The sequence below is a fragment of the Methyloversatilis sp. S146-33 genome (assembly GCF_059552495.1).
The window spans coordinates 133,232-151,407 of the sequence record NZ_JCANOT010000029.1; the positions used below are offsets into that span (position 1 = coordinate 133,232).

An 18,176-nucleotide genomic window follows, 5' to 3' on the forward strand; every position below is an offset into this window, starting at 1 on the left:
CTTTCAGTCGTCCTGTCTGCCATGATCCGGCAACGCACCCTCCGTTCAATCGTCCGCGCCACCGGCGTCGGCCTGCACTCCGGCCTCAAGGTCAATCTGGAGCTGCGCCCCGCCCCGGCGGATACCGGCGTCGTATTCCGGCGCGTCGATCTGACGCCGCCGGTCGAACTGCGTGCCGACGCGCACGCCGTCGGCGATACGCGCCTGGCTTCCTGCATCGGCCGCGAAGGCGCCACGATCTCGACCGTCGAGCACCTGATGTCGGCACTTGCCGGCCTTGGCGTCGACAACGTGTTCGTCGATGTCGACGCGCCCGAACTGCCCATCATGGACGGCTCGGCCTCCACCTTCGTCTACCTGATCCAGCAGGCCGGCATCGTCGAGCAGGCAGCGGCGAAGAAGTTCGTCCGCGTGCTGCAGACGGTCGAGGTGAAGGACGGCGACAAGTGGGCACGTCTCGACCCGTACGAAGGTTTCAGCCTGGAATTCTCCATCGAGTTCCGCCACCCGGCGATCGAGCGTACCGGCACCCAGGTCAAGGTCGATTTCGCCCACCAGTCCTACATCGACGACGTCGCCCGCGCGCGCACCTTCGGCTTCATGCACGAAGTCGAGTACCTGCGACAGAACGGTCTCGCCCAGGGCGGTAGCCTGGAGAACGCGATCGTGATGGACGAGTACCGCGTGCTCAACAGTGACGGCCTGCGTTACGCCGACGAATTCGTGAAGCACAAGGTGCTGGACGCCATCGGCGACCTGTACATTCTCGGCCACCCGCTGCTTGCCGCCTTCAGCGCGCACAAGTCCGGCCACGCGCTGAACAACGCGCTGCTGCATGCGTTGCTGGCGCAGGAGGGCGCCTGGGAGTGGGCGAGCTTCGACCAACCCGCGCAGACACCGTCCGCGGTGTCGAACCAGTACCGGCCGCTGGTCGACGACACGGGCTCGGCTCCGGCCTTCGCCTGAGCAGCACGTGCTGATACTGCGCCTGATCGGCATCCTGCTGATCATCACCGTCGGCGCATCGTTTCTCGGCTATGTGCTGACGCGAGACCCGCGTTACCTGAATTTCGCCTGGACATTGCTCCGCTACGCGGTCATCGCGACGCTGGGCATCCTCGCGCTGTTCCTGCTGGAACGCGTGATCATCCTTTAGCTTTGGCGCGCGCGACCAGCAGCTCCAGCGCGCTGCGCAGCGGGCTCGAAGGGTCGAGCGCCGCAGCCCCGGAAAGCAGTTCCCGACGCGCCGATTCGCTGACCGGCCGGGGTGGGACAGGGGCAGTAATCCGAGGCGGATCAAATGCTTGCACCTTCACCCTGACTTCGGTAACCTCGCCGCAACTTTCCTGCAGTGCCAGCCTTGCGCTGGGCAACAACTGCTTCAGCCGGTGGGCAACAGCGCCAGACGAAGCGCTGACCACCACGACACCCTGCTTCACGTTCAGCACCCGACTGACCTGCGTCAGTTCGGTTGGCAGAAATTTTTCGTAGGCTCTCTGCACGCGGGCGATCTGCCTGACGTGCGACGCCAGATTTGCCAGCGAGTCCTGTGCATTGAGATGGTCGTGCAGGCGACGGGCAGACATAAGAAGACTTAGGGAGCGGATGTGCAGATTATTCTGGTTTCCGACCGCCTGACAACCGCCAAGGCCATCACCATCCGGCCGTGGCACCTCGCAGGCGCACTGTTCGCCTTCACGGTACTCGTTTTCATGCTCGCCTCGGCGTTCTCGTTCATCACGCTGAAGCACGCCAGCGAGTGGCGACTGCCGGTGATCGACGAACTGATCACCGCAGCGCGCAACGAGGAAATCCGGCGCAGCGAACAGTTCGTGCGCGAGAATCTGAACACGATGGCGGTCAAGCTGGGGCAGATGCAGGCCCAGCTGATACAGCTCGACACGCTGGGCACCCGGCTGGCCAAGCTCGCCGGCGTCAAGGCACCTGAACCCGTCGTGAACAGCGTACCGCCCGGTCGCGGTGGCCCGCTGATCAACGAGAACACGCTGTCTGCGGACGAACTCGAAGCGCAGATGAAGCACTTCTCCGATCTGCTGGCGCAGCAGGACGACTACCTCGGCGTGATCGAATCGGAGCTGCTGCTCGATCAGGCCACCTTGTCGCTGGTGCCGTCCACGCTACCGGTCAACGGCGGCACCTGGAACGCCTCCGGTTTCGGCTGGCGCATCGACCCGTTCAACGGCTCGCGTGCGATGCACGAGGGCGTCGACTTCGTCGCCGAGGTGGGCACGCCCATCATCGCCGCGGCAGCGGGCGTCGTGACCACGGCCAGTTTCCATCCGCAGTACGGCAACATGGTCGAGATCGATCACGGGCGTGATCTGGTCACCCGCTACGCGCACGCCAGCAAGTTGCTGGTCGCGCCGGGCACGGTGGTGCGCCGTGGTCAGAAGATCGCCGAGGTCGGCAGCACCGGTCGCTCGACCGGCCCGCACCTGCACTTCGAAGTGCGCGTCAAGGACGTCGCGCAGAACCCCAACCGGTTCCTCGAACTGGCCCGCAAGGCGCTTCCCGCGAACGCGCGCCAGGCATCCGCCGATACTCACGCACACTGAAACCGGGCCGCCTCGGGCAGGCCTCCCGCAGCGCCGGCCCGGCGCCCCCGCCGTCACCGGGCTGCCAACGGGCACATGCTAGAATCGCCGTCTTTTCCGCCATCGGTTTGCCCGCGCCGGGCTTCTGTCTTCGATGATTGCATCCCTGTTCACCAAGCTGTTCGGCAGCCGCAACGATCGCCTGCTGAAGAAATACCGTCCGGTCATCGCCCGCATCAATGCACTGGAATCCGAACTGTCCGGATTGAGTGACGAAGCCCTCACCGCCAAGACGGCCGAGTTCCGGCAGCGTCTGGCCGACGGGCAAACCCTCGACGACCTGTTGCCCGAAGCCTTCGCCGTGGTGCGCGAGGCGAGCAAGCGGGTGCACGGCATGCGCCACTTCGACGTGCAGCTGGTCGGCGGCATCATGCTGCATTCGGGCAAGATCGCCGAAATGCGCACCGGCGAAGGCAAGACGCTGACCGCGACCCTTCCGGTCTACCTGAATGCGCTGTCCGGCAAGGGCGTGCATGTGGTGACGGTGAATGACTACCTCGCCAGCCGCGACGCCGAACAGATGGGCAAGCTGTACGGCTTCCTCGGCATGACGACCGGCGTGAACCTGTCGCGCATGCCGCATGACCTGAAGCAGGCCGCCTACGCTTCGGACATCACCTACGGCACGAACAACGAATTCGGCTTCGACTACCTGCGCGACAACATGGTGTATTCGCAGGGCGAGCGCGTGCAACGCGGCCTGAACTTCGCCATCGTCGACGAGGTGGACTCCATCCTGATCGACGAAGCGCGCACGCCGCTGATCATTTCCGGTCAGGCCGACGACCACACCGACCTCTATGTGAAGCTCAACGCGGTCGCACCGCTGCTCACCCGCTGCGAGGTCGAGGACGGCCCGGGCGACTACTGGGTCGACGAGAAGGCGCATACCGTGTTGCTGACCGAAGCCGGTCACGAACACGCGGAAGATATCCTGGTCCAGCACGGCCTGCTCGAAGCAGGCCGCAGCCTTTACGAGCCGGCCAACATCACGCTGGTGCATTTCCTCTACGCCAGCCTGCGCGCGCACAACCTGTATTTCCGCGACCAGCAGTACGTGGTTCAGAACGGCGAAATCATCATCGTCGACGAATTCACCGGTCGCCTGATGCCGGGCCGCCGCTGGTCCGACGGTCTGCACCAGGCGGTCGAAGCGAAGGAAGGCGTGCAGATCCAGGCCGAGAACCAGACGCTGGCCTCGATCACCTTCCAGAACTACTTCCGCATGTACGGCAAGCTGGCCGGCATGACCGGTACGGCCGATACAGAAGCCTACGAATTCCACCAGATCTACGGTCTGGAAACCGTGGTGATCCCGACCCACCGGCCGATGATCCGCAAGGACATGAACGACCTGGTGTATCGCACGGCCAAGGAAAAGTACGCGGCGGTGATCGCCGACATCAAGGACTGCCACGAACGCGGCCAGCCGGTGCTGGTCGGCACCACCTCGATCGAAAGCTCCGAGCTGCTGTCCGGTCTTCTGAACAAGGAAAAGCTGCCGCACCAGGTGCTGAACGCCAAGCAGCACGAGCGTGAGGCCGAGATCGTCGCCCAGGCCGGCCGGCCCGGCGTGATCACGATCGCCACCAATATGGCCGGTCGCGGTACCGACATCGTGCTCGGCGGCAATGTCGAGAAGCAGGTGCAGGCGCTGGAGCAGGACCAGAGCATGGGCGACGCCGACCGCGCCGCGCGCGTCGAGAAGCTGCGCAGCGAATGGCAGTCGCTGCACGAACAGGTGATCGCCGCTGGCGGCCTGCACATCATCGGCACCGAACGCCACGAATCGCGCCGCATCGACAACCAGCTGCGCGGTCGCTCCGGCCGCCAGGGCGACCCGGGCTCGTCGCGCTTCTACCTGTCGCTGGAAGATCCGCTGATGCGCATCTTCGGCGGCGAACGACTGAACGCCATCATGCTGCGGCTGAAGATGCCGGAGGGCGAGGCGATCGAGCACGCGATGGTGAATCGTTCGCTCGAATCCGCGCAGCGCAAGGTCGAACAGCGCAACTTCGACATCCGCAAGCAGCTGCTCGAATACGACGACGTGTCGAACGACCAGCGAAAGGTGATTTACGAACAGCGCAACGCGCTGCTCGAAGCCGAGAGCATTTCGGAAACCATCACGGCGATGCGCCACAGCGTGCTCGAAGACACCTTCCGCCAGTACGCGCCGGCCGAAAGCGTCGAGGAACAGTGGGATCTGGCCGGTGCCCAGGCCGCCTTCCTGTCCGAGTTCCGCATCGATACGCCGTTCGCGGAATGGCTGTCGGCAGAGCCCAACCTCGCCGACGAAGACCTGCTCAAGCGCGCGCAGGACCTGTCGGACGAGCAGTACGCGGTCAAGGTCGCACTGGTCGGTGGCGATTCCTTCAGCCAGTTCGAACGCAATGTGATGCTGCAGAGTCTGGACAGCCACTGGCGCGAACACCTCGCCGCGCTCGATCACCTGCGCCAAGGCATCCACCTGCGCGGCTATGCGCAGAAGAACCCGAAGCAGGAGTACAAGCGCGAAGCCTTCGAACTGTTCGAAAGCCTGCTCGATCAGGTGCGCGGCGAAGTCACCCGCGTGCTGATGAACGTCGAAATCCGCTCGCCGGAACAGATCGAGGAAAGCGAACCGACACCGCCGCCGCTCGACAATATGCGTTTCACCCACGCCGACTTCGATCCGGCAATGGCCGGCGAAGGCGTCGACCCGCTGGCCCCCCCGGCAGGTAACAACGCGCCGGCACAGCCGGCTGCCGCAGGCCCCAAGGTCGGTCGCAACGACCCCTGCCCCTGCGGCTCGGGCAAGAAGTACAAGCAGTGCCACGGCCGCCTCGCCTGAGCCCGGCCGGGCAATGAAGGAGGCGGCCCGCGGGCCGCCTTTTTCTTTGCTGCGACAGGCAGGCACTACATGTGGAGATGATCGGTCGCATGAAAGCATCGCAACGCGCTCAGTCGATATCGCCCTTCTTCGCGATGGAGATCGGCAAGCAGGCCGCCGCACTCGAAGCGCAGGGCCATCGCGTGATCAAGCTGAACATCGGCGAACCCAACTTCGGCGCGCCGCCGGCGGTCATCGGCGCGATGCGCGACCTGATGGACGGCCGGCCCATCCCCTACACCGCCGCGCTCGGTCTGCCCGAACTGCGACAGGCCATCGCCGGCTTCTACCGGCAGATGCACGGCCTCGACATCCCTGCCTCACGCATCGTCGTGACGGCCGGTGCGTCCGCCGCACTGCTGCTGGTCACCGCAGCGCTGGTCGACCCGGGCGACGAAGTGATCGTCGGCGACCCGTCCTATCCCTGCAACCGGCAGTTCCTCGGCAGCTTCGGCGCACGCGTGAAGCTCGTCCCGACGACCGCCGCGACGCGCTACCAGCTCGACGCCGCGACCGTGCGGGCGAACTGGAGCGACACTACCCGCGGGCTGATGCTGGCCACGCCGTCGAATCCGACCGGCACCGCGGTGCCGCCGGCCGAACTCGCGGCCATCTGCGACTGGGCGCGCCGCCACGATGCCTGGCGCATCATCGATGAGATCTATCTGAACCTGCAGGATGCCGACGCGCAGGGGCGACCGGCGCAGACAGTGCTCGCCAGCGACCCCGACGCCGTCGTCATCAACAGCTTTTCCAAGTACTTCGGCATGACCGGCTGGCGCCTCGGCTGGTGCGTGATTCCGGAGGTCATGGTGCCGGTGGTCGAGCGGCTGGCGCAGAACTTCTACATCTGCCCGCCGACGCCAGCACAGTTCGCCGCGCTGGCCTGCTTCACGCCAGCGTCGATCGCGGTCTGTGAGGCGCGCCGCAGCGAATTCGCGCAGCGCCGCGCACAGGTGATCGCGGGCCTCGCCGACATCGGACTGCCGGTCGACGTCCCGCCGGATGGCGCTTTCTACGCCTGGTTCGACGTGCGCCACACCGGGCTGGATGCCTGGACCTTCTGCCAGCGCGCGCTGCAGGAGGCCCACGTTGCGCTGACGCCCGGCCGCGACTTCAGCGAACTCGACCCGGAACGTCACGTCCGCCTGTCCTGCGCTGCGTCGACCGAAGACCTGACGGAAGGGCTGTCACGCCTGGGCAGATTCGTCGCTGGCCTGCGGTCGTGAAGGTGTCGCGCTCGCGGTAGCGGTTGGACCACGAGCCAGCGGGGCTTTGAGGGAGCAAGCTTGCTCGCGATTGCGGCCAGTAACGAGGCCGGCGGCTTGCCAAGGCCGCTCCCACAGGGACCATGCCCGATCCGGGGCAGGAGCCGGGGTTCTGTGGGAGGGGCCTTCTGACCACGACGTTGGCGGTGAACTGGGTGAGGCACCAGACCCGAGGCTCCGTCGGGAGCAATGGCTGCCTCCCACAGAGGTCCCCCGCTCGATCCAGTGCCAAAGACTGTGGGAGCGAGCTCGCTCGCGATAGCAGCCGGCACCGAAGCCGGCCACTTGCCAAAGCCGCATCGCGACCGGAGGTCGCTCCCACAAAAAGCACGCCCACTCCGCCGTCCGCGCCGGGTTTCCTGTGGGACCGAGCGTGCTCGCGATGAAGTCCGTGCCAGTCGAACGCGTTACCGTCGCTTCGCCGGCAGCGGTCTGAATTGGCGGGTGTCGTCGAAGTAGGCGGGATCGGTGTTCGCTGAGGTCATGCCGGGCAGACCGAGCACCGGCAAGGGCCTCAGATCGCGCGGCGACGTCGGCCAGCCGCCTTCCGTGATGCGGGCGGCGAGCCAGCGGTCGAGCGCCTCGTCGCCCGGCGGCACTTCTTCGGCATGCAGGTAGAGCGCCTTCGCACACAGGCCGAAGTGCGGCGCCAGCGCCTTTTCCATCAGTGCGTGGCCGATCACGTGCAGCGCCGCCCGTTCGACCGACCCGCGCCGCTCGAACAGCGCCTCGCGCCAGCGGTGCGAACGCAGCGCGTCGATCAGCGCCGCATCGTCGCTCACCAGTACCAGCCCGTCCTCGTCGAACTGGGTCAGCGCGTCGCGCACCGGGCCGCGCTCGCCGCCGGGACGGGTCTCAATCTCGATGCAGTGGCGCGCGTTCATCGCCGCCTTGATGCGCGGGTAGCGCAGCCAGACCAGCGCGTTGAACAGGTCATGCCAGTTTGCATCGCGGGTGGCAACACGGCCGGTCGCAGCGATGCGGGCCTCATAGCCGCCTTCCGCAGTCGCATCCGCAACGAAAGAGATGGGCCGGCCGCGTTCGGTCACCGGACGCCCCACCCCGGCGGCGAGCACATCCAGTTCTGCGGCCAGAGGAGGCGTGGCGCCAGGCAGGTGTGCCAGCAGATGACGAATGCCCGCGTGCAGCGGTCCGCTGCCGACGCGGTCGGCCAGCGTCGCGCTCAGGAGGCGCCTGCCGCTCCGGCCTTGACCGGCACGAAAGTGAACTGCTCGTCCTTCTTGCGGAAGACGCCGATGGCCGGCGGTTCGGTCGCCGGCTTGTCGATCACCGAGAACACGCAGTCGGTGGTGTTCACCGCATACCAGCGGCTGGAGCCCTGACGAAGGATGTAGCGGTTGGGCTCGCCGCCGTCGAACACGGTGACGACGGCGGTGTTGAGCCGCGCCGGCTTCATGTCGAAGCGGCGCTGGCAGGTGGGCATGCGTGACACGATCACCGCCAGTTCGTACTGGTCGCTCCAGAAGTACGGCTTCTCGCGGTTGATGATCAGGGCGTGTTCCTTGCCCTCGATCATGAAAGCCGCGTTGTCGATCTCACAGCCGGCCAGCAGGCCCGCAAGCGGCAGCAGCAGAAGGCGCAGGTGTCGTGTCATGGATGGGTTCACTCGATTCGCCAGGCAACGCGCTCACCCGCGCGCAGCGGCACCAGTACATCACCATCGGCAAATTCCTGGCTGGCCTTGACCTCCCACGACTCACGGACCAGCGTGATCTGCGACGTATTGCGCGGCAGGCCGTACCAGTCCGGACCGTTGAAGCTGGCGAAGGCTTCCAGCCGGTCGAGCGCGCCGACGGCGTCGAAGGCTTCGGCGTACAGCTCGATGCCGGCGTGCGAGGTGTAGCAGCCGGCACAGCCGCAAGCGGCTTCCTTTGCACCCTTCGCGTGCGGCGCCGAATCCGTGCCGAGGAAGAAGCGACGGTTGCCGGAGGTGACCGCGGCCACCAGCGCCTCGCGATGCACCTCGCGCTTCAACACCGGCAGACAGTAATGATGCGGCCGCACGCCGCCGGCGAAGATGGCGTTGCGGTTCATCAGCAGGTGATGCGCAGTAACGGTGGCCGCGATGTTGTCGCCGGCCGCGGCGACGAATTCCGCCGCATCCTTCGTCGTGATGTGCTCGAACACCACGCGCAGCGCCGGGTGCCGTGCGAGCAGCGGGCGCAGCACGCGCCCGATGAACACCGCCTCGCGGTCGAACACATCGACGTCGCCGTCGGTCACTTCGCCGTGGATCAGCAGCGGCAGACCGCGCTCGGCCATGCGCGCCAGCGCGGCGTCGCAGCGCGCCACGTCGGTCACGCCGGAATCGGAATTGGTGGTGGCGCCCGCCGGGTAGAGCTTTACCGCCTTGACGAAGCCGCTGTCGCAGGCGCGATCGATCTCGTCGGGCGAGGTATTGTCGGTCAGGTAGAGCGTCATCAGCGGCTCGAACGGCGGCAGGCCCGGCGTGGCCGCGTGCGCGGCCAGGATGCGCTCGCGATAGGCGCCGGCCAGCGCCACGGTGGTCACCGGCGGGCGCAGGTTCGGCATCACGATGGCGCGCGCGAAGCGGCGCGCGGTATCCGGCAGCACCGCCATCAGGGCTGCGCCATCGCGCAGATGCAGGTGCCAGTCGTCGGGGCGGGTGAGGGTCAGTCGGTTCAAGAGCGTTCCAATCCAGTCAGCAGGACCTGCCGGCGCTGCGCCGGCGAAGTTTGACTTCGGATTATCCCGCATAGTCGCCTGCCCGCCCAACCGGAACGGCAGAGTGGCAGGAAGCGGCCAGACCTCGCGGGCCAATCAGTCGGCTTCGTCGCCCTGCGGCGCATCGACGCCGTGTGCCATCGCGTAGTCGTACAGCAGCTTGCGCGGCGCCCCGGTGATGGCCTGAGCCACCTTCACCGCGCGGCTGGGCGGCAGTTCGTCGAGCAGCAGGTCGAGCGTGCGACGTGCGCCCTCGTCCAGCCCCTCTTCCGGCTGCGCGCCGGACAGCAGCAGCACGAATTCACCGCGCTGGTGGTTGGCGTCGGCCGCCAGCCAGGCCGGCGCCTCGCCCACCGGCAGGCGCACGATCTGTTCGAACAGCTTGGTCAGTTCGCGCGCGATCACCAGTTCACGCGCCGGCTGCATCACCGCCGCGATGTCGGCCACGCATTCGACGATGCGATGCGGCGCTTCGTAGAACACCAGCGCGCAGTCCTGGTCGCGCAGCGACTCCAGCACCTTGCGGCGCGCCGCCGACTTGACCGGCAGGAAGCCGACGAAGCGGAACTGGGCGTCGAGCAAGCCGCTGGCCGACAGCGCCACCACGGCCGCACTCGGCCCGCTGATCGGCACTACACGGAAACCGGCCTCCTGCACCGCGCGCACGACACGTGCGCCCGGATCGGACACCGCCGGCGTGCCGGCGTCCGACACCAGCGCCACGCGCTTGCCGTCGGCGAGCGCCGCGATCAGCCGTTCGGCGCCGCTGCGTTCGTTGTGCTCATGCACCGCGACGAGCTGCGCGCGCAGGCCGAGGTGACGCGCCAGACGCGACGTTTCGCGCGTGTCCTCACAGGCGATCAGGTCGGCGGCACGCAAGGCGCCGATGGCACGCGCCGACAGTTCGCCCAGATGACCGATGGGTGTGCCGACGACATACAATGCCGATGTCCTGAATTCGGATGGAGTGTCGTCGTGAGTGGAAGCAGGAAGATCGGGCGTGTCCATCGGGCGGCGGAGTGCGGGCGGCCCGCCATTCTGAGCGTCGCTGCCGGTCGCCACAAGCATCCATGAGCACGCGGGCGCAGCATGGCGCCGCCGCCGAGCAACTCGCGGCCCGCTTTCTCGAATCCAAGGGCCTGCGCGTGCTTGGCCGCAACCTCCGCTGGCGCGACGGCGAACTCGACCTGGTGTGCGAGCACGGCGACACGCTGGTCTTCGTCGAGGTGCGCATGCGGCGCGACGGCCGCTTCGGTGGCGCCGCCGCCAGTGTCGGTCCGGTCAAGCAGGCACGGCTGATCCGCGCCGCGCAGCACTGGCTGGCCGAACAGGGGCGACGCGCGCAGGCCCGCCCGGCCCGCTTTGACGTGATCGCGCTGTCGGCGCTCGACGCTGGCAGCATCGACTGGATACGCGATGCGTTCGGTCTGTAGCGCTCTGCTTGCGCTCGCCTGCGTCGGCGCACAGGCCGACGGCCTGCGTCTGCTGGCGCAGCGTTCGCCGCTGGCCGGCGCGCAGTACCATCGGCTGGCCGAGGTATGGCCGCAGCTCACGGTGGGCGATGCGCTGACGCTGGAGCGCGAACCCGGCAACCGCTACGACACGCGCGCGGTGAAGGTGCTTTGGCGCGGCATCATGATCGGCTACCTGCCGCGCGCCGCCAACTTCGAAGCGGCCGACGAGATGGACGCCGGCGCCCGGCTCAGCGCACGCATCGGCGAACTTGCGCCCGACCCCGATCCGTGGAAGCGGCTGCGCGTCGACGTCTGGGTCGAACTGGGTCGATGAGGGCCTTCGCCACCCGACTGAATTGCAAGCGCAGGTATCGGACTGCAAGAAGGCTTCACAAAGACGGCCTGCCGGGCCGATCTTGGTACACTCTGGCCACATCCAACGCTGCGAGCTCTCATGAATCTGGTTTCACGCATTTCCGAGCACTTCATCGACAGCGCGCAAACCAAGCTCTCGTCCACCGAAGTTCTCGCCGCGCCGATTGCCGACGCGGTCGAACTGATGGTGGAAAGCCTGATGGCCACCGGCAAGATACTCGCCTGCGGCAACGGCGGATCGGCGGCCGACGCCCAGCACTTCGCCGCCGAACTGGTCGGCCGCTACGAACGCGAGCGCCCCGAACTGGCCGCCATCGCGCTGACCGTCGACAGCTCCATCCTGACCGCAATCGCCAATGACTACAGCTTCGACCAGGTGTTCGCCAAGCAGGTGCGTGCCCTCGGTCAGCCGAACGACGTGCTGCTGGCGATTTCGACCTCGGGAAATTCCGCCAACGTGATCGAGGCAGTACATGCGGCCCATGAGCGCGAAATGCGCGTGGTCGCACTGACCGGCCGCGGCGGGGGCCGCATCGCGGAACTGCTGACCGACCGCGACATCCACATCTGTGTACCGGCCGAACGCACGGCACGCATACAGGAAGTTCACCTGCTGACGCTGCACTGCCTGTGCGACGGCATCGACTGCATGCTTCTAGGAACCGAATGATGACAACAACACGCAAGATTTCCTCCTTCACCCGCCCGCTGCTGCTGGCCGCCCTGATCGGCGTTTCGGTACCCGTGCTGCAGGGCTGCTTCCCGGTGGTCGCCGCCGGCGCTGGCACGGCCGTCATGTCGGCGCTCGACCGCCGCACCAGCGGCACCCAGGTCGAGGACGAAGGCATCGAACTGCGCGCCAGCAACCGCCTGCGCGAGAAGCTCGGCAGCCGCGCCAACGTGAGCGTCACCAGCTACAACCGCAACGTGCTGCTGACCGGCCAGGTCGCCGACGAAGCCACGCGCGCCGAAGCGGCCGCCATCGTCGGCGAGGTGCCGAACGTGCGCGGCGTCAGCAACGAAACCGAGATCGCTGGCGTGTCCTCGCTGACCCAGCGCTCGAACGACGCACTGATCACCTCCAAGGTGAAGGCGCGCATCCTCGATTCGCAGCGGGTCAAGGCCAACCACGTGAAGGTGGTGACCGAAATGAGCAAGGTCTATCTGATGGGCCTGCTGACCGAAACCGAAGCCAAGGCCGCAAAGGAAGTCGCCGCCTCGACCTCGGGCGTGCGCAAGGTGGTCGCGATCTTCGAAATCGTCAGCCCGGAAGAGGCGCGACGCCTCGACGCGGCGGGCGGCAACAACAGTCCGAAGCAGTAAGTAAGGCCTGCGCTATCCGGCGGCGAGACGTCGCCGGATGGCGCGCAGCACGTTGCCGATCAGCGGCAGCTTCTCGTACAGTTCCTGCGCCGCGTCCCAGTAGTCGCGGTGCTCGACAATCAGGCCCTGCGCGTCGAAGCGCAGCCGGGTCGCGCCGACGATGGCCTGCGCACGTCCGCGCATGACGAAGTGCATGGTCCATTCCAGCCACGCCGCGTCGCCTTCGCTCATCGCCGAGTGAACTTCGAAGCGCGGCGCCTCGACCTGTTCGAACATGTGGCTGAAGATGCGCGCCACCGCGGCGCGACCGCGCACGTCATTGAACGGATCGCGGAAGTGCGCGTCGTCGGCGTAGAGCGCGGCGAGCGTGTCGACGGAGGCAGGTGTCAGCGTCTCGAAAGCCGACATCAAGGTGCGCAGGCGGTCATCGGCGGGCATTCGGACATCTCCATTTTTCTGTCGCTGGCGGATGATCAACCGCCGAATCGCGAGCAAGCTCGCTCCCACAAAAGACTGAAGCCGCTGCCTGAGCCGGGGGTTCGTGGGAGCGAGCTTGCTCGCGATAACAGCCTGTATCGAAGCCGCCCACATACGGAAGCGTCGCCGCCTCACCCGTGCGAGCGCGACTCCCATATCTTCTGCAGCCGCTTGACCGAGACCGGCACCGGCGTGCGCAGTTCCTGCGCGAACAGGTTCACCCGCAGCTCTTCCAGCAGCCAGCGGAATTCATCGAGGAAGGGGTCGCTCACGCCGGCGCGCGCCCGGGCGATGCGCTCGCGCTCCCACAGCGTGGCGAGCGATGCCCAGTCGGCCAGGGCCCGGGCGTCGCGCGCCGGGTCGGCGCGCAGCTTGTCGATGCGCAGCGCGATCGCCTTCAGGTAGCGCGGATAGTGGGTCAGCCGCTCGAACGGCGTGCGCTCGATGAAGTGCTTGCCGACCAGCGCGTCGAGCTGGGTGCGCATGTCGGCGCCGGCATCCGGATGGGCCTTCAGCGCAATCAGCTTCTTGTTCAGTGCCGTGTATTCGGTCAGCACGGCGCCCGCCAGCCGGCCGATTTCCTGCGCCACCAGCGATATGCGTGGCCGTGCCTCGTCGCGCCGGGTGGCGAAGGCGGCGGCATCCTGCGGCCACGGTTCCATCATGCAGCAGCGTTCCAGCGTGGCGGCCACGAGTTGCGCGCGCAGTTCGGCCTCGCTGCCGAGATTCATGAACTGCATCGCCATGTCGCGCAGGCCGGGCAGGCTTTTCTCGATGAACTTGACCTGATCGCGCAGTTCCAGCGCGAACAGCCGGCGCAGACCGCGGCGATGCACCTCATACGCCGCCTCCGGCGTGTCGAACACGCGCACACTGACCGCGTCGCCGTCGTCCTGCAGCGCCGGAAAGCCGATCACCATGCGGCCGGCGACCTCGACCTCCATCAGTTCAGGCAGTTCGCCGAAGGCCCAGCTGGTGTAGCGGCCCTCGCCCGCCGACTGCGCGGGAACGGCCGCCTGGGGCGCGGGCTCGGCGCGGCCCTTCTTCGCTGTCGGCGGCGGCACTGGCGCTTTCGCGACAGCGTCGCGCGCGCCGAGCGCGGCCAGTGCATCGGCCATGCTGCCGCGCGCGCTGGCTGCCTTGCTGTCGGCGGCGGGCACCCGCGCAGGCGCAGCGTCGTTCGGAGGCGGCGCGACCGCCGGTGAGGCGGACGGCTGCGCCACCGGCAATGCGACGCGCGCCTGCTCGAAGCGGCGCGCGATCTCGTCCTTCAGCCGCGTGCGCAGTTCGGCCAGATTGCGCGACTGGCCGAGCACGCGGCCGTGCTCGTCGATCACGCGGATGTTCATGATCAGGTGCGCCGGCAGGTTCTCGGCGCGGATCGCGTCCGGCGGCAGCTTGAGGCTGACATAGACCTCGATCGCGCGCGCCAGCACCTTCACCAGCGGCTCCGACTGGTCGTTCTGCTGGGCGAGGAAATCGGCGACGAAGCCGCTGATCGGCTGGATGCGGTGGCGCAGTTTGGGCGGAATCGTCTTCGCCAGCTGCACCACCTTTTCCTCGATCAGCCCGGGCACCAGCCAGTCCAGCCGCGCCGCCGGAATCTGGTTCAGCAGCGTCAGCGGCACGGTCAACGTCACGCCGTCGTCGGCCGCGTTCGGCTCGTGCCGGTATTCGAGCTTCAGGCGCTGACCGAGCAGGTCCATCTTCGCCGGGAAGCGTTCGCTGCTGACGCCGGCCGCCTCGTGGCGCATCAGCTGTTCGCGCGTCAGGTGCAGCAGCTTCGGATTGTCGCGCTCGGCGTCGCGGCGCCAGCGCTCGAAGCCGCGCAGATCGATCACGTCGGCCGGCACGATGGAATCGTAGAAGGCCTCGATCAGCGATTCGTCGACCAGCAGATCCTGCCGCCGCTGCTTTTCCTCCAGCCGCTCGATCTGCGCGATCAGGTCGAGGTTGTGCTGCAGGAATTTCATCTGCTTCAGCGCGACGTCGCTGACGTCGCCATTGACCAGCGCCTCGCGGATCAGCAGTTCGCGCGCGAGCGTCGGATCGGTCTTGCCGTACTGCACCGCGCGCTTGGCGTACAGCGTGATGCCGTGGATGACGCCGCGCTCCCAGGCCACCGTCTCGCCGCGGCTTTTCGACCAGTGCGGCTCGTAGGTCGAGCGGCGGATCAGGTGGGCGCCCACCTCTTCCACCCACTCGGGCTCGATGCGCGCGATGCAGCGCGCGAACAGACGCGTCGTCTCGACCAGCTCGGCACACATGATCCACTTGCCGCCCTTCTTCGCCAGCGCCGAGCCGGGATGCGGCCAGAACTTGATGCCGCGGGCGCCCAGATAGGGCGGCTCGCCGGCGCGCGCGTCCTCGATGCGCAGGCCGAGGTTGCCGAGCAGGCCGGTCAGCAGCGCGCGGTGCAGCGCGTCGAAAGCCGCCGGCTGTTCGTTCTCGGGCCACTCGTGCTCAGCGCACAGTGTGTGCAGCTGGGTATGCACGTCGCGCCATTCGCGCATGCGCAGCCAGTTCAGGAAGTTGGCGCGACACCACTCGCGCTGCTTGGCCTGCGACTGGTGATGCCACACCTCGTCGAAGGCCGCCCAGGCCTTCAGGTACCACAGGAACTCGCTGCGCTCGTCGGCGAACTTCGCGTGCGCCTGGTCGGCGCTGCCGGCCCGCTCCTCCGGGCGGTCGCGCGGATCCTGCACCGACAGGCCGGCGGTGATGATGAGCACTTCCTTCAACGCGCCATGATTGCGCGCCGCCAGGATCATGCGCGCGACGCGCGGGTCCAGCGGCAGCTTGGCCAGTTCGCGGCCCAGCGTGGTGAGCGTGCGTTCCTCGTCCACCGCGCCCAGTTCCTGCAGCAGCTGGTAGCCGTCGGCGATCGCGCGCGGCGCCGGACGGTCAATGAAGGGGAATTCCTCGACGTCGGTCAGGCCCAGCGACTTCATGCGCAGGATGACGCCAGCCAGCGACGAACGCAGGATTTCCGGGTCGGTGTGCGCGGTGCGCTGCTTGAAATCGTCCTCGTCGTACAGCCGGAAGCAGACACCGCTGGACACCCGGCCGCAGCGGCCGGCCCGCTGTTTCGCCGCCGACTGCGCGATCGGCTCGACCTGCAGCTGCTCGACCTTGTTGCGGTAGCTGTAGCGCTTGACGCGCGCCAGCCCGGTATCGACCACGTAGCGGATGCCCGGCACCGTCAGCGACGTTTCGGCGACGTTGGTGGAGAGGATGACGCGCCGTCCGTTCGAGCCCTGGAACACGCGCGCCTGCTCCTGCGCAGACTGGCGCGCGAACAGCGTCAGGATGTCCGGCTTCACGCCGGGCAGCCGCGTGTGATGCTTGCGCAGCGTTTCGGCGCACTCGCGGATTTCGCGCTCGCCCGGCATGAACACCAGCACGTCGCCCGGCCCGCACGAGAAGGCTTCGTCGACCGCGTCGGCCACTGCGTCGTAGAGGTCGCGCTCCTTGTTGGCGTCGAACGGCCGCCAGCGCATTTCGATCGGGTAGAGCCGGCCGCTCACCTCGATCACCGGCGCCGGCTTGCCGCTCTGCGCAAAGTGGTTGGCGAAGCGTTCGGCGTCCAGCGTGGCCGAGGTGACGATCACCTTCAGGTCGGGGCGACGCGGCAGCAGCTGGCGCAGGTAGCCGAGCAGGAAATCGATGTTCAGGCTGCGCTCGTGCGCCTCGTCGATGATGAGGGTGTCGTAGGCGGCCAGCCAGCGGTCGCGCTGCGTTTCGGCCAGCAGGATGCCGTCGGTCATCAGCTTGATGCGGCTGTCTTCCGACGTGCGGTCGGTGAAGCGGATGGCGAAACCGACCTCGCGGCCGAGCGGCACGTTCAGTTCCTTCGCCACGCGGTCGGCGGTGGCGCGCGCGGCGATGCGGCGCGGCTGCGTGTGGCCGATCAGGCCGCGCGCGCCGCGGCCCAGCTCCAGACACAGCTTGGGCAGCTGCGTGGTCTTGCCGGAACCGGTCTCGCCGCAGACGATGACCACCTGATGCGCCGCCAGCGCGGCCGCGATCTCGTCGCGCCGCGCCGACACCGGCAGCTCTTCCGGATACTCGACCTTGGGCGCCGATGCACGGCGCGCAGCCACGCGCGCCTGCGAAGCGGCGACGCGTTCAGCAATCTTCGCCGGCCACTTGTCCGGCGCGCGCATGGCCGGTGGCAGCTCGCGCAAGGCGCGCGAAATCGCCGCCGCGTCACGGCTCATGCACTGTTCAAGCAGGGAATTCAGATCGGGGTGCTGCACTTTCATCGGATCGGGCTGCGGTCTGCGTCGCGCAGAAAGGGCGCCATTGTCCGCGAAAGACGGCGCCGGCGCGAACCGCTCAGCCGCGCAGCAGCTGCCAGCCCCACCAGCCCAGCGCGGTCATCGCCAGCGAACCGAGCACGTGAGCCGCCACCGCAACCAGCGCCCAGCCGGTGTGGCCGCGCTCGAACAGCGCAAACACCTCGCCGGAAAAGCTTGAGAAGGTGGTCAGGCCGCCGAGGAATCCGGTGGTCACCAGCAGGCGCAGATGGGCAGGCAACTCGGGCATGGCCTGCAGCACTGCGAGCGCCACACCCATCAGCAGACCGCCGATCAGATTGGCCGCCAGCGTACCGAGCGGGAAGCCGGCGAACAGCGGGTTCAACGCCAGTGACAGGCCCCAGCGCATCCATGCACCCAGCGCGGCGCCGGCACCGACGGCAATGAAGTTCTGCATGTCGCACTACCCGATGTGTTCGAGGCCTGAATTGTAGGGGCAGACCGGGCCTCGGCTCGCCTCCTGTGGGAATGGCCTCTGCTGTCCGCAGGCTTCGATACAGGCCGTGTCGGGGTCAGAAGACCCCTCCCACAGGAACCCTGCCTCGGCGACCGTTCGTAGCTGCTTTTTGTGGGAGCGGCCTTGGCCGCGACGCGGCGGGCGCACGCCGCAGGCTTCGAGCAAGCTCGCTTGTATGTTCTACCGTGGCAAGCGTAGGAATAGCTTGTCGGGCGGAGGGACCGAGCTCGGATCTGACGGCAAGCACGTACAGACAGTGGGAGAGATGTCCCGCCCTCACCCCAAGCACCGATCAGGAATCCATCGGACC

At 67.4% G+C, this 18,176-nt stretch carries 17 protein-coding genes; 9 read left to right on the forward strand and 8 right to left on the reverse strand.

Translation table 11 applies throughout. The annotated features are described in order from the left end of the window. The first annotated feature begins 21 nt into the window (after positions 1-21). Together lpxC and AC51BJ_RS12240 are read left to right on the forward strand one after the other, a co-directional pair. A complete protein-coding gene (gene lpxC, locus AC51BJ_RS12235) occupies positions 22-966 on the forward strand; it encodes a UDP-3-O-acyl-N-acetylglucosamine deacetylase (protein ID WP_496280393.1) in 945 nt (314 codons plus the stop codon). A 7-nt stretch (positions 967-973) separates the two neighbouring features. Further along, positions 974-1,156, forward strand: a complete 183-nt coding sequence (locus tag AC51BJ_RS12240) for a hypothetical protein (RefSeq protein ID WP_019919302.1) — start codon at positions 974-976, stop codon at positions 1,154-1,156. On the opposite strand, the gene AC51BJ_RS12245 is transcribed toward AC51BJ_RS12240, so the two are convergent. Continuing rightward, on the reverse strand, positions 1,146-1,586 hold the full coding sequence (locus AC51BJ_RS12245; RefSeq protein WP_430433110.1) for a DciA family protein: 441 nt from the start codon (positions 1,584-1,586) through the stop codon (positions 1,146-1,148). The genes AC51BJ_RS12240 and AC51BJ_RS12245 overlap by 11 nt on opposite strands. A gap of 21 nt (positions 1,587-1,607) precedes the next feature. Here AC51BJ_RS12245 and AC51BJ_RS12250 point away from each other — a divergent pair, with 21 nt between their 5' ends. The 3 genes from AC51BJ_RS12250 (at position 1,608) to AC51BJ_RS12260 (ending at position 6,716) form a co-directional block, all read left to right on the forward strand. Further along, positions 1,608-2,576 (forward strand): M23 family metallopeptidase, encoded by a 969-nt coding sequence (locus AC51BJ_RS12250; RefSeq protein ID WP_430433109.1) that lies wholly within the window; start codon positions 1,608-1,610, stop codon positions 2,574-2,576. Positions 2,577-2,709: 133 nt separating this feature from the next. Continuing rightward, positions 2,710-5,448, forward strand: coding sequence for a preprotein translocase subunit SecA (gene secA / locus AC51BJ_RS12255; protein WP_496280394.1), 2,739 nt, complete (start codon positions 2,710-2,712; stop codon positions 5,446-5,448). 89 nt (positions 5,449-5,537) lie between these two features. Further along, positions 5,538-6,716, forward strand: a complete 1,179-nt coding sequence (locus tag AC51BJ_RS12260; RefSeq protein WP_496280395.1) for an aminotransferase class I/II-fold pyridoxal phosphate-dependent enzyme — start codon at positions 5,538-5,540, stop codon at positions 6,714-6,716. Positions 6,717-7,162: 446 nt separating this feature from the next. On the opposite strand, the gene AC51BJ_RS12265 is transcribed toward AC51BJ_RS12260, so the two are convergent. The 4 genes from AC51BJ_RS12265 to rsmI all read right to left on the reverse strand — a co-directional run bounded on the left by AC51BJ_RS12265 (position 7,163) and on the right by rsmI (position 10,403). Continuing rightward, positions 7,163-7,831, reverse strand: a complete 669-nt coding sequence (locus AC51BJ_RS12265; protein ID WP_496280396.1) for a DUF3025 domain-containing protein — start codon at positions 7,829-7,831, stop codon at positions 7,163-7,165. Positions 7,832-7,938: 107 nt separating this feature from the next. Then, positions 7,939-8,370 carry a hypothetical protein gene (locus AC51BJ_RS12270; RefSeq protein ID WP_496280397.1) on the reverse strand — a complete coding sequence of 144 codons (432 nt, stop codon included), beginning with the start codon at positions 8,368-8,370 and terminating at the stop codon, positions 7,939-7,941. 8 nt (positions 8,371-8,378) lie between these two features. Continuing rightward, positions 8,379-9,422: a dihydroorotase gene (gene pyrC, locus AC51BJ_RS12275; protein ID WP_496280398.1), complete on the reverse strand. Its 1,044-nt coding sequence runs from the start codon at positions 9,420-9,422 to the stop codon at positions 8,379-8,381. 135 nt (positions 9,423-9,557) lie between these two features. Next, positions 9,558-10,403 (reverse strand): 16S rRNA (cytidine(1402)-2'-O)-methyltransferase, encoded by an 846-nt coding sequence (gene rsmI, locus AC51BJ_RS12280; protein ID WP_496280399.1) that lies wholly within the window; start codon positions 10,401-10,403, stop codon positions 9,558-9,560. A 128-nt stretch (positions 10,404-10,531) separates the two neighbouring features. Here rsmI and AC51BJ_RS12285 point away from each other — a divergent pair, with 128 nt between their 5' ends. The 4 genes from AC51BJ_RS12285 to AC51BJ_RS12300 all read left to right on the forward strand — a co-directional run bounded on the left by AC51BJ_RS12285 (position 10,532) and on the right by AC51BJ_RS12300 (position 12,613). Then, positions 10,532-10,894: a YraN family protein gene (locus AC51BJ_RS12285; protein WP_019919311.1), complete on the forward strand. Its 363-nt coding sequence runs from the start codon at positions 10,532-10,534 to the stop codon at positions 10,892-10,894. After that, positions 10,878-11,249, forward strand: coding sequence for an HIRAN domain-containing protein (locus tag AC51BJ_RS12290; RefSeq protein ID WP_496280400.1), 372 nt, complete (start codon positions 10,878-10,880; stop codon positions 11,247-11,249). The genes AC51BJ_RS12285 and AC51BJ_RS12290 overlap by 17 nt, the downstream gene beginning before the upstream one ends. Before the next feature lie 120 nt (positions 11,250-11,369). After that, on the forward strand, positions 11,370-11,960 hold the full coding sequence (locus tag AC51BJ_RS12295; protein WP_496280401.1) for a phosphoheptose isomerase: 591 nt from the start codon (positions 11,370-11,372) through the stop codon (positions 11,958-11,960). Continuing rightward, positions 11,957-12,613, forward strand: a complete 657-nt coding sequence (locus AC51BJ_RS12300) for a BON domain-containing protein (RefSeq protein WP_496280402.1) — start codon at positions 11,957-11,959, stop codon at positions 12,611-12,613. Before AC51BJ_RS12295 ends, AC51BJ_RS12300 begins: the two co-directional genes overlap by 4 nt. Before the next feature lie 12 nt (positions 12,614-12,625). Here AC51BJ_RS12300 and AC51BJ_RS12305 read toward each other — a convergent pair whose 3' ends face one another. The 3 genes from AC51BJ_RS12305 to crcB form a co-directional block, all read right to left on the reverse strand. Further along, entirely contained in the window at positions 12,626-13,051 is a 426-nt protein-coding gene (locus AC51BJ_RS12305) for a nuclear transport factor 2 family protein (protein ID WP_496280403.1), read from the reverse strand. Positions 13,052-13,221: 170 nt separating this feature from the next. Continuing rightward, entirely contained in the window at positions 13,222-17,355 is a 4,134-nt protein-coding gene (gene hrpA, locus AC51BJ_RS12310; RefSeq protein ID WP_496280404.1) for an ATP-dependent RNA helicase HrpA, read from the reverse strand. Positions 17,356-17,428: 73 nt separating this feature from the next. Further along, positions 17,429-17,806, reverse strand: a complete 378-nt coding sequence (crcB, locus tag AC51BJ_RS12315; protein WP_019919316.1) for a fluoride efflux transporter CrcB — start codon at positions 17,804-17,806, stop codon at positions 17,429-17,431. Positions 17,807-18,176 lie beyond the last annotated feature (370 nt).